The following is a 12815-nucleotide window of genomic DNA, read 5'->3' as shown; positions in this document are numbered from 1 at the left end:
TCATTCATTCTTTAACGCAGAAGCTACGCTGTCAATTACTTTTAGGTTCACTGACAGAGTTCAAAGGTGGTAATTATTTGTTTGTATAGAGGAAGCTTCCAGCCTTTGACTTCCTTCTCTTCATAGCTATACGAATGCAAATAATCATGTCCTTCTCAATACTTTTCATTCATTCCAATTGTATAATGTGTATTATAGCTTTACATTCGAGGAAAATCAAGTACTAGATAAATCATTTATTCAAATAATAAGGAAAAGGAAAATTGCTAATTGGTTCGAAATCCACTTTTTCTTGGAAAACATTAATTACCGTTAATGTTTTCGGTTCTGCCGGATCATCGCCATAAATTTTTAGCTTTTCAGGTGCCATTGCAATTAGTGGCGCAAGATTAAATTCATTGTCATGCAGGCCAACAATATAGAGTGGCTCCTGTTTCATTAAAACCCGTAGCTCTATGTTTGTCATCTGCTTCCCATTTTGTTTAAAAAAGGCAAAGTCACTTCCTTGTAATATATGAATAACTGGTAAACCTGGTTCTTTCTTCTCCACATATGCCCGAAGCATGTCCACAAACGCTTGATGGTCTTCTTCTCGCCTGAATTCATCAATTGCTAAGCCAACAAAATAAATAAGTTTATCCTTAAATGGTTTCAAACGGAAATTCACGATGGAATCAAAGTGAATAACAAAACTCTCTTTTAAGCTTTCAGTAAATAAAGACTTTAAAAATGCATGATGATTTTTGTTCTCTCGAAGCCGCTTACTTTCTTCATCCTCACCAGTTATAATCCAATAAGTCAGATCATGAATTCGCTCAATCTCTTCATTGTTCGTATAATAGTAGTGCTCCTGAATAATTCGATTTACCATTGTACGTAACCGGTGAGTCATAAACACATTTGCCATTGTATCTGTAATGGCATCCATCAATTCCTTTGTAGCTACATGCTCCTTAAACTGCAGATGATTCCCCCACTTATCATCTGTTTTCCAATTCAACTCAATTTGTTTATGACTGCGAAATAAATGTTCACAAAAGCTAATTACTTCTTTGTCTGATTCAAAATATACCTCCAGCAATCAATATCACCCTCATCCACGACCAAACTGTTACATTATATGGACAAACAATTGAAAAAATGAATAAAGTGCGAAATTTAAAACAGGAATATTTAAAATCATACAGTTTACTGGCTTGATAACAGGTCTTATTTTAACTTGGAGTGTTAGTTGCTAGAGATATTCTCTTGAAAAACAAAAAGCCCGAGGGTTTATTTCCTCAGACTTTATAAGCGCCGATTTGGCCCATCCATTTTCACAGGTTTACTCACCTGTCTAATACGTTCTATAATTCTGCCGGCTTTTACCGATTCTACTCCACTTTTGGTTGTGGCTAACTGTAATTCCAATTGTTCGAGGTCATAATTCGACGTAAAGAATACAGGTAGTCGCTCCATCATACGGTATTGAAGAACCGAACCGAGAATTTCATCACGGAACCAAGCCGATTGCAGCTCTGCACCTATATCATCGAGCATCAGCACATCTGCTTTCTTAAAATAATCAATTTTCTCGTTTGTCGAGTCATCTTTAAAAGAAGCTTTTATTTCTCGAACAAATTCTGGCATGTAGATAAGTGTTGACGATAAACCAAGCTTTTTCAATTCATTGGCGAGTGCACCTAATAAATATGTTTTTCCTACACCAAACTGACCGTGAAAATATAGACCTTTGCTTGGAAGCTTTGTTTTTGCTTGATCTAGAAAGTCAAGCAACTCTGCAATAGCCTCAATTCTACTCTCATCATTGATAATATCTATCATTGAAGCTTGAAGTATTTCTTTAGGAACATGCAAACTTTGAATCAATTTTTGCTGTTCCCGTTCCTTCTCATACATAACCCTGCTATGACACTTTTCATAAGATAGTCTAATTTCATCTTTTTCCACATGTAAAATTGGCGAATAGCCAGGAACCATATTTTTACATGATCCATATGAAGCACATTGGTCACACTGTTTTGATTGTGTTGTATATTCATAAAGTTTAATAAGGCTTTTATTAATCTCTTCTTGTGACAGATTGGGATGAAGGGAGAGAAACTCCTTGATTTCAGGGTCATTCAGTACTTCATTTCTTATTTTGACATAATTATCTTTAAAGCTTTCATTCTTTTGCATCCATGCCTTTAATGTGGATTGTATTGGTTTCAATGCCATCATCCTAACACTACATAAATTTAATTTCCATTGGAGTATTGTCTAAGTCGGGCAGCAATTCGCTTCTGTTCTTCTGTCATCACGACGTTTTGATTTGCTGCTGGTTGTGTTTCTTGCTTATGCTTTCTATCTTTAAACCAATCTGGTATTACTTCCTTCGAAACCGGCTTTTTGTTATAAGCAGTTTTACGTTTTACAGCATTTTGGAAGCTTGCTTGCTCCTTCTTCGCAAAAACCATTGCCTCTTTAGCAGTTTGAATATTCGCTCGCGACCAGTGGCTAGCAATCTTTTCAAGGTATGCCTTTGATAATTTCATGTTCGTCTGTAGCAGTACATAATGAATGAGTACATTCATTACAGGACCAGGCAGACCCTGAGTTGTCATAACATCACGAATAGCTTTCATATCCTGTTCAGAGGCATGATTTCCATTCGATAAATCTTCTAAAAGCTGTTTTGGTGACATCGTCTCTAATCTTTCGACGAGGATTTCCTCTTTGGTTTTCGGTTTATCCGAAATCTGCTTTGTTTCTGAGACGTCAACTTTTTTGGCAAGTCGGATTGGTTTTTGGTTATTTTTTGCCTTAAACAAATCATGACAAGCTGTTTTAAATTCTTCTGTATCCAATCGATTTTCATCGTTTAGCGCCCAAAGTAAAGACTTGTCGATTTCATGCGTATCTAATTCGTATAAAACCATCATTTGCGAAATCAAACGACGATTTTCCGTGGTTAATACTTTTGCATGAGGAACCATTCGTTGTTTCAGCATTTGTTCAATCCAAGTAAAATCAGTTGTTTCCGTATCTTCCTTAGGTTCTGCTCCCCTATTATCATCCACTTCTAATATTTCTGCAGATGGCGTAAAGGTTTGAAATACTTCACTAAAGGCAGCTGTAATATTTACACCATATCCTGGTGTTGTTTGCCTTCCATAATAGTTTTTCAACAGCTCGAATTTTTGATCACCTAAATGATGATACAATAGCTGAGAAAGCATCGCATCTTTAAAAAAATTACTTGGCGCAAATGGGCTCTGTAATTCATATGTATATAAATCACTTGACTCCCAATTTTGCTTATAGGTTTTCAGCAAACCTATCCCCTCTAGCTTCAATCGAGCTTGAAAGATTTCATCTAAAGGAAGGTCCAAGTAATTCATTAACGTATGATGTGTCTGTGGAGCTTGTTCCTGATTTAAATCGATGTCATGCAAAAGGGTTTGGTACAGTGCTATCGCCTTTATACCAAGCAATGGCTGATACAGATGGGTCAATGATTTGGCATAGTCTACCGGCAACGTTTCTTTTTGTGATACGATATAGCCGTCCACCGGCAAGATTTGTCCAATAAAATTCATGTTTCACACACCTCTATACTTACAAATAAGTAACTTACAAATAACTGTTCAAAAAGGAGGATGAAAAGGACCGAGAAGTTCGAGGCGGCGACGCTTTGAGTACCGGGCTTCCACAAGATGTCGTGACTTCGACGTTCGACGTTCGACACAGGACGTGTCGGTACTTAGTCGAAGGTCTACTGATCTCGATGTGTCATTTTCACCGGACTTTTTGAGCAACCTTCCAAGGGCTATTTGTTTTTATCCGTATTAATAATATCCTTTAATTCATCTAAAAAGACGGTAATGTCCTTAAATTGCCTATATACCGAAGCAAACCGAACATAGGAAACTTCATCAACCTTAGCTAATCTCTCCATTACTAGTTCACCAATTTCATGACTGGATACTTCGGACATGCCTGAATTACGCATCTCTCTTTCTACATCTAAAGCCAAGGCCTCCATTGTTTCTAATGGCACTGGTCGTTTCTCACATGCTCTAATAAGACCTCGTGTTAGCTTTTCACGGGAAAATTCCTGTCTTGCTCCATCTTTTTTGACGACAATTAGTGGAAGTTCTTCGACCCGTTCAAATGTAGTAAAGCGAAAACCACATTTCTCACATTCTCTGCGTCTTCTAATGGATCTTCCCTCTTCGATTGGTCGGGAATCTAAAACCTTTGTATTCTTATTTTGGCAATTCGAACATCGCATTTTCGTTCAACCCCATTCGTCCGTTCATTCACGCTCTTCGATACTTATCGTCGATTAAGGGCAATTCCGTATTCACCTTTTCATATAGCTGTGCAATTACTTTCGTACTATATCCTAAATCAAATGGCATAATCGATTCAGTCGTAACTGAAAAATCAATTGCTGTATGAAATGGTCTTACCATAATCACAGTTGCCACAATAAATACCTTTTTTCCCTTCGTGCGGTTTACACTTATTTCCCCGTGTTCCTGAGAAATTGCATTTACTTCATATGTTCCATGATTACTGAAATAGTTCTCTAATATCGCAAGTGCTTTTTCCTTCGTTGTCTTATAATAATGCGTTCGTAAAGCTGGATCAAAATGAGCCTCAGCTGTTTCCGCATGATTACTAAAATACTTTTTCAACGTATTGCCAATCGACATTTTTCGCACCCCAACCTGTAAGTTTTCTATTTGAACGTGTTTGTAGTACATTCTATTTTAACATGTTTTATATAATTCCACTAGTTGAACTCAAAAAGCGTATGGAAAGAAAGTCATTAACGATATTTTTTTAAAGCTATGAAAATAAAAGATTGTATATAAATCGATTTTCTCATAAATAACATCTAGTAAAATTTTATTTTACACGATGAAACTTTACAATCAAGTCCTAGCTTATGATTTCAACCTAAAAAAACCCGCTTCAACTTGAGAAGCGGGTGTTAACATTTTTTATGAAATTTTAACTTCTCGTTGATATAAATAGCTTCCAACATATTTTGTTAAGTCAAGTACCCTTTTCGAATATCCCCACTCATTATCATACCAAGCAATTATTTTTATTTTATTCTCACCCATAACAATTGTTGATAATCCATCAACAATTGCTGAGTAATCGGTAGTTGTATAGTCTATCGATACAAGCGGGTCCTCAGAATAGTGAACAATCCCTTTTAATTCGTTTTCTGCAGCTTCTTTAAAAGCTTGATTTACTTCCTCTGCCGTAACAGCAGTATGCACATCGACAACCAAATCAACAAGTGATACATTCGGTGTTGGTACACGTAAAGCCATACCATGTAATCTGCCCTTTAAATGTGGTAACACCTCGCTTAATGCCTTTGCTGCCCCTGTAGTTGTTGGAATTATCGATTGTGTGCATGCACGTGCACGGCGCAGATCCTTATGTGGGTTATCCAAGTTGTTCTGATCTCCTGTAAAAGCATGTACAGTCGTCATTAATCCATTATCGATTGAAAACTTGTCGTCTAACACTTTCACAATTGGTGCAAGACAGTTTGTTGTACAAGAGGCATTGGAAATAATGTCATCCTCGTCAGGCATATATGCTGCCTCATTTACACCAATTACAATCGTTTTATCCACCTGTTTTCCTGGCGCTGTTATGACAACCTTTCTTGCTCCTGCTTTCAAGTGCAGTCCAGCACTTTCCTTTGTTTTGAACTTTCCTGTTGCTTCAATGACGACGTCAATATCCAAAGCTTTCCATGGAAGCTTTTCTGGTTCTCGAGAATTTACAAGCGTTACTTTTTTTCCGTTTACTTCAATCCCGTCATGAAGCGCTTCGACTTCCCCATCAAAAATTCCGTGAATACTGTCATACTTAATAAGATGTGCGAGTGTCTCAGGAGGATAGCTTGCATTGATAGCGACTACATCCAATTGATTATCTGCAATTGCTTGACGAAATACCATACGCCCGATTCTACCAAATCCTGTTATGGCCACACGAGTTTTGTTCATAAGAAACTTATTCCTCCCATATATGTTATACTTTTAATCTATTTTATATTAAATAGTATATCACATTATAACACAATTGTGTCGCACAATTTCCCTGTTTTTTAAATATATTTCTGCATTTATGCTATTGTCTTGAACACTAAAACCCGGAAAATGGCTGTCCATTTCCCGGGCTTCTCTGTTAACGTATGTTCCACAAACTTAAAAGGTTTTTCAACTGCTCACGAGATTGTGCTATCGTTCCATTGTTATCAATGACAGCATCGGCTAACTTAGCCTTCTCTTTTATTGAAAGCTGGGAATTAATTCGCTCTCTCGCCTCTTCCTCTGTGAGCTCGTTACGTTTCATTAATCTTTCCAATTGAACAGCTTCATCCACAGCTACAACAATCGTACGATCAACAACTTTCGAATAGTCCCCTTCAAATAATAAAGGTACATCAAGCACGACACATTGTTCTCCCGCTTTAATATGAGCATCTTTCCGCTCGAAGATTCTTTCACGGATTGCTGGATGAATAATGCTATTAAGGAGCTTACGCTTTGCTTCATCTTTAAAAATAAGCGAGCCTAGTGCTTTTCGGTCGAGCGTCTGATTGGGAAGCAAAATTGATTCTCCAAAGACTTTTACAACCCGCTCATATGCTTCTTCACCGGGATTTACAACCTCTCTTGCAATTTTATCCGCATCGACTACTGGTATCTCGAAGTCTTTAAACATTTGTGAGACAGTGCTCTTTCCTGTTGCAATACTTCCTGTTAGACCAATAACCATTGCCACTTTTTTTCACCTCTTACAGCTTCTGACATGACGTACATATATGGGTTCCTCGCCCACCAATTTTCATTTTCGTAATCGTGTTACTGCAATTTTTACAAGCTTTATTTTCCTGTCCATAGACGTATAATTCTTGCTGGAACATTCCCATATCGCCCTGACCATTTACATAGGAACGTATAGTTGTGCCGCCTGCTCGAACAGCTTCTTCAAGTGTATTGATTGCTTGCTCGCGAATTGCTTTTACTTCTTTCTTCGATAGCTTGCTTGCCCTTTTTAATGGGTGGACACCGGCTCTGAATAAGGTTTCATCCACATATATATTACCAAGCCCGGTGACAATGGTCTGATCTAATAATGTTGATTTAATATAGCGATCTGTTTTTTTTAACTTTTGATAGAAATAATCCAATGAAAATGCTTCATCGAACGGTTCTGGTCCGAGCTGATTCAACGGTTTATTCAAAAACTCTTTTCCTCTAGGATAGACATGCATCGTACCAAATTTCCGTACGTCATTGTACCGGAGCTCTTCTCCATTCGTAAAACGGAAAGTAACATGGGTATGTTTTTTTATTGGTTCACTTGAATCGTATACACTATATTTCCCTTCCATACGTAGATGGGAAACAAGTACAACATCATCAAAGTAAAACATTAAAAACTTTCCTTTTCTTGAAAGCTCACGAATCGTTTGTCCTTGCAGCAAGGTTTTAAAATGCTCGGTATCATTTGGTTCTTTAATAATGTTTGGCCATTGTATATCTATCGTGTCAATCGTTTTATCTAATACAAATCGTTTGAGTGTATTTTTAATTGTTTCTACTTCTGGTAATTCTGGCATCTCGCTGTTTCTCCTTATTTTGCATCGAACCAGTTTGCTCCATATTCATAGTCCACTTTTAATGGAACATTTAATGAAACAGTCTGTTCCATCATTTCTGGTACGATTTCTTTCAATTTTTCTATTTCTTCCTTCGGTGCTTCTAAAATTAATTCATCATGCACCTGTAATAGTATTTTTGCTTGCAGCTTTTCTTCCTTTAATTTACCATCTAAATCGATCATTGCTTTTTTAATAATATCTGCTGCACTTCCTTGAATCGGTGTATTCATAGCTGTACGTTCTGCAAAACTTCTTAGATTAAAGTTGCGGCTCGTAATTTCAGGCAGATATCTTCTTCTTTTCATTAAGGTTGTCACATAGCCTTTATGCTTTGCTTCTTGGACGATTTCTTCCATATATTGCTTCACGCCCGGATAACTTTCAAAATAACGATCAATAAACTGCTTCGCTTCCTTTCTCGAGATTCCAAGGTTTTGCGATAGTCCATAATCGCTAATTCCATATACGATACCGAAGTTAACTGCTTTTGCTTGTCTTCGCATATTCGATGTCACTTCATCCATCTCTACATGAAACACATCCATTGCTGTCTGTGTATGAATATCGACATCCTCTTGGAAAGCTTTCACTAGCTTTTCATCATTTGCAATATGTGCAAGTACTCTTAGTTCTATTTGCGAATAATCAGCAGCAAACATAATCCAGCCTCCCTTTGAAGGAACAAAAGCCTGTCTTATTTTCCGCCCTTCCTCTAGTCGAATCGGGATATTTTGTAAATTCGGATCAACGGAGCTAAGTCTTCCTGTTTGTGTTAATGCTTGGTTATATCGTGTATGAATTTTATTCGTATCTTTTCTAACTACTTTTAATAGTCCTTCAATGTAGGTTGATTGAAGCTTTCCGAGCTGGCGATATAGAAGCAGTTTTGGAATAATTTCGTGCTCGTTTTGCAGCTGTTCTAATACATCGGCAGCAGTAGAATAGCCAGTTTTCGTTTTCTTAATCACTGGAAGCTGTAATTTTTCAAACAAAATAGGTCCAAGCTGCTTTGGAGAGTTCAAATTAAAATTCTCACCAGCAAGCTCATGTATTTCATTCTCTAATGTTTGCAGTCTTTCCTTTAAATCGACGCCCATTTCCTCTAAGCGACTAATATCCACCTGGACACCAACATGTTCCATTTCTGCAAGAATAATGGCAAGCGGCATTTCCAATTCTTTTAACAGCTCGTATTGCTCGTTTTCTTTCAATTCCTTAATCATTTCATCCTTTATCACATGCATCGTCATCGTTTTTCTGACAACATGTTCGGAAAGTACAGGCACTTCAGGTACTTTTAGCTTCGCGCCTTTTCCGTATACTTCCTCATCAAATAAAACATCTGTTTTTCCCATTCGATTACCGATTGCTGGAATATCATGATTATTTTCGGCTGGGTTGAGCAAATAAGAGGCAAGCAGCATGTCATATGTTATTCCCTGAATATGAATATTATTTCTCAGTAAAGCAACCATTGTTTTCTTTGCATCAAAAACAATTTTCTTTTTAGTACTGTCCTCTGCCCATTGCTTGAACAAATCGGATGCCAATGCAACCTCTGTCCGAATAAAATAAGCGCCATGTTCATTCACCATTCCAAATCCAATAATTTCTGCCTGATGGTAATTGTCATGAAGCATTTCCACTACAAATGACGTTTCATTGGCTAAGATAGACTCCGTTATTTCATCGGCAACAGTATACGTAATCTCATTCATTTCTGATTGCAGTTCCTCACCAGCTTCTACCTCATCATCAGAAACCCGATTTAACAATGACTGAAATCCAAGCTCTTTAAACACAGTACGAACAGCAGACTGGTCAAAGCCATCATAGGAAATATCATGAACTCCTATTTCAATCGGCGAATTGCGATTAATTGTGACAAGCTCTTTACTCATATATGCATCCTCTTGATGATTTGTAAGGTTTTCTTTTAATTTCTTACCACTTACATCATTCAAATGTTCATAAACTGCTTCTAATGTACCGTATTGCTTGATTAGCTTCGTTGCGGTCTTTTGCCCAACGCCCGGTACTCCTGGAATATTGTCAGAGCTGTCACCCATAAGCGACTTCAGATCAATAATCTGCTCTGGCGTAACCTCCATTTTTTCTAGCATATAGCTTGGAGTGTACTTCTCTATATCGCTAATCCCTTTTTTCGTTACATATACGGAAACATGATCCGAAACAAGCTGCAGCATATCCTTATCCCCAGAAATAACCGTTACTTCAAACCCTTCCTCATTTCCTTGATTTGATAACGTACCAATAATATCATCCGCTTCATATTGCTCGAGCTGATAATGCTTAATTTGAAATGCGTCGAGTAATTCCTTTAAGACTGGAAACTGCTCCGATAACTCTGGTGGCGTTTTCTGACGACCGCCTTTATATTCTTTGTACGTAGTATGGCGGAATGTCGTTTTCCCTGCGTCAAAGGCTACAAGTAAGTGTGTCGGCTTTTCTTCTTCTAAAATGCGCAACAGCATTGTTGTAAATCCATAAACTGCATTCGTATAAACACCCTTATCATTGTTTAAAAGAGGCAATGCGAAAAATGCCCGATAAATAATACTGTTGCCATCAATTAATACTAATTTTTTTGTCATGATAACCTCCAAATAAAGTGAATCTTCATTTAGTGGGGAGGTTCCTTCCTCTCCCGTCTTCACTTTTTTTAATTTCCACACGCTTATAAATGGGATTTTACATTGCGTTATTGTGTGATATATAACTCGCTGTTTTCATTTTATCATTGTAAATAAAGAAAGGAAAAAATTAAGTCGTTAGTCATAAATAAGTTAGTACTGATCATCTGTATTACTGTGATTCCTTGCTCTACGAAAAAACACCCTCAATGACATGAGGATGTTTATTTCGGTAAATACACATGAATTATTGTTCCTTGATTTACTTCACTTTCAACTTCTATCTTACCATCATGCACTTCAACAATATGTTTTACAATCGCTAACCCTAAGCCAGTTCCCCCTGTATTTCTGCTACGTGCCTTATCAATACGATAAAACCTTTCAAAAATCCGTGGGATTGATTTTTCGTCAATACCAATTCCAGTATCAGCGATTTTAATATGAATAAAATCAGCTGTTGAATCTAGACTAAGCTCAACCTTTCCATTTTCTGGTGTATAGTGAATAGCATTATCTAATAAATTAACAATAACTTGTTTAATTCGTTCCTTATCAGCCTTCATTTCAGTTTCTTCATCAACATTTATCAAAAGCTGCAATTTTTTTTCCATGGCTTTATGCTTTAATGCTGGAATTACTTCTTCAATTAGATCTTTTGCCTTAAAAGTATGAAGAACGAGTCGAAATCCATCTTTCTCTAACCTTGATAAGGATAATAAGTCTTCAATTAACAACTGAAGACGATGACTTTCATGGTAAATAATACCAAGAAATTCTTTCGTCGTTTCATCCTTATTTTCACCACTATCCAACAATGTTTCGGTAAAACCTTTGATGGAGGTAATTGGAGTACGCAGCTCATGTGATACATTCGCAACGAAATCTTTTCTAGTCTTCTCCATTTTCTTTAATTCCGTAATATCGTGCAGTACTAAAACAGCACCTTTTAATAGATTGCGTTCATTAAACATTGGTGCTCCAACAATTTCGAAATAGCTTTTATCTACTCCATGTGTTTGTGTGAAAGTTTCTTTGATATTTCGTTCATATAAAAACGTTTTTTGAACTGTTTCATGAATCGTTTCATTTTCAAGTACCTCATAATAAAGATGTCCCCGATATTCCTTTTCAGTTTTGCCAAACATCGTAATGAATTTTCGGTTTACCACATGGATAAATCCTTTTTCATCAATCAGTACAAGCCCACTTTGTATACTATCAATTAAAGTCGATAATTGTTCCGACTGCATCTGTTCTTGCATCGATATCGCGCTCATATTCCTTGCTAAAGTATTGATCTTATAGCTCAGTTCTTCTATCGCTTCATTGGATGAATTATGAAATCTAGCATTAAAATTGCCTTTAATAAATTCGTCAATCGTGTATGTGGCTTTTTGCACTGGCTTGACGTAATTCGTATATAAAAGGAACACAATAATCTGTATGATGATAAATCCAAAGAAAAGAACTGCGATTATTATAATCGGCTCATCTGCTGCTTGAAATAGGATAACGCCCATCGTAATAAAAGTTAACAGAACTGCAAACATATAAGGCCGGATAGGTACCGAAAATAATACTTTCATCAAGTAGGATCCTCCAATTTATATCCAAGCCCTCTTACGGTTTTTATATATACAGGTTTTTTTGTATTAGGTTCTATTTTATCCCTTAGGTGGCTAATATGTACATCGACTATCCTTGTATCACCAACGAAGTCATAATCCCAAACACTGCTTAACAGCTGGTCTCTGGAGATAACTTTTCCTTTGTTTTTAGCAAGATGGAACAATAACTCAAACTCTTTTCTTGTAAAGGTAATAACATTTGAGTTCATTTCTGCTTCATAGCGTTCCGGATAAATTGTCAACTCACCAATTTTCAGTGAACTAAAATTTGGTTTATCATTTCTCGTACTTCTTCTTAAAATAGCTTTAATTCGTGCGACAACTTCTTTTGGGCTAAATGGCTTTGTTAAGTAATCGTCGGCTCCTAATTCCAGGCCTAGAACTTTATCAAATTCTTCATCCTTTGCTGTTAGCATTAAAATTGGTGTTTCGATTTTATTCATTCTTAGATGCTTACATACTGCCATTCCATCCATTTCCGGAAGCATTAAATCCAATACGATTAGGTCGTATTCATTTGTTTCACATTTAATAACTGCTTCCTTTCCATCATAGGCAACATCCGTCTGAAAACCAGCATTTTTTATATTATAATCCAGTAGCGTTACTATTGGTTTTTCGTCATCTACAATTAATACCTTCTGACTCATTTGAACATCCCCCATTTTGTTAGTAAACTTAGTATCGCCTGACTTTTGGACGATAGCTTAGTTGCATTTATGCGAGAAAAGAGAGTTGTATATTTTCTTTTCTGCCAACCATAATATTTACATTCTTATTTATCTTATCATTATTAATAGAAAACACATAACGAATAAAGGTTTGTAAACAAAATTTTAC

At 36.6% G+C, this 12815-nt stretch carries 11 protein-coding genes; all 11 read right to left on the bottom strand.

The features are described 5' to 3' along the window. Positions 1–232 precede the first annotated feature (232 nt). The gene (gene ytxC, locus MHH64_RS12260) at positions 233–1081 is read right to left on the bottom strand and encodes a putative sporulation protein YtxC (RefSeq protein ID WP_095307292.1); all 849 of its coding nucleotides are present in this window, start codon (positions 1079–1081) and stop codon (positions 233–235) included. A 206-nt stretch (positions 1082–1287) separates the two neighbouring features. Next, entirely contained in the window at positions 1288–2214 is a 927-nt protein-coding gene (dnaI, locus tag MHH64_RS12255) for a primosomal protein DnaI (RefSeq protein WP_340001843.1), read from the bottom strand. A 26-nt stretch (positions 2215–2240) separates the two neighbouring features. After that, entirely contained in the window at positions 2241–3581 is a 1341-nt protein-coding gene (locus tag MHH64_RS12250; protein WP_340001842.1) for a DnaD domain protein, read from the bottom strand. Between the two features lie 230 nt (positions 3582–3811). Next, the gene (gene nrdR, locus MHH64_RS12245; protein ID WP_303447406.1) at positions 3812–4276 is read right to left on the bottom strand and encodes a transcriptional regulator NrdR; all 465 of its coding nucleotides are present in this window, start codon (positions 4274–4276) and stop codon (positions 3812–3814) included. A gap of 28 nt (positions 4277–4304) precedes the next feature. Further along, a complete protein-coding gene (locus tag MHH64_RS12240) occupies positions 4305–4703 on the bottom strand; it encodes a cytosolic protein (protein ID WP_251661414.1) in 399 nt (132 codons plus the stop codon). Between the two features lie 291 nt (positions 4704–4994). Further along, positions 4995–6026, bottom strand: coding sequence for a glyceraldehyde-3-phosphate dehydrogenase (locus MHH64_RS12235; RefSeq protein WP_340001841.1), 1032 nt, complete (start codon positions 6024–6026; stop codon positions 4995–4997). Positions 6027–6207: 181 nt separating this feature from the next. Beyond that, positions 6208–6807, bottom strand: coding sequence for a dephospho-CoA kinase (coaE, locus tag MHH64_RS12230; protein WP_095307306.1), 600 nt, complete (start codon positions 6805–6807; stop codon positions 6208–6210). Between the two features lie 13 nt (positions 6808–6820). Beyond that, complete coding sequence (mutM, locus tag MHH64_RS12225; RefSeq protein ID WP_095307307.1) at positions 6821–7648, bottom strand: DNA-formamidopyrimidine glycosylase; 828 nt, start codon at positions 7646–7648, stop codon at positions 6821–6823. Between the two features lie 14 nt (positions 7649–7662). After that, entirely contained in the window at positions 7663–10305 is a 2643-nt protein-coding gene (gene polA / locus MHH64_RS12220; RefSeq protein ID WP_303447410.1) for a DNA polymerase I, read from the bottom strand. 263 nt (positions 10306–10568) lie between these two features. Further along, positions 10569–11933, bottom strand: coding sequence for an ATP-binding protein (locus tag MHH64_RS12215; RefSeq protein WP_340003277.1), 1365 nt, complete (start codon positions 11931–11933; stop codon positions 10569–10571). Further along, the gene (locus MHH64_RS12210) at positions 11933–12625 is read right to left on the bottom strand and encodes a response regulator transcription factor (protein ID WP_095307311.1); all 693 of its coding nucleotides are present in this window, start codon (positions 12623–12625) and stop codon (positions 11933–11935) included. The genes MHH64_RS12215 and MHH64_RS12210 overlap by 1 nt, the downstream gene beginning before the upstream one ends. Positions 12626–12815 lie beyond the last annotated feature (190 nt).

It is taken from the genome of Oceanobacillus sp. FSL K6-0127 (assembly GCF_037983385.1).
GTDB lineage: Bacteria > Bacillota > Bacilli > Bacillales > Amphibacillaceae > Oceanobacillus > Oceanobacillus profundus.
This window is presented reverse-complemented; position numbering and strand designations above follow the sequence as displayed.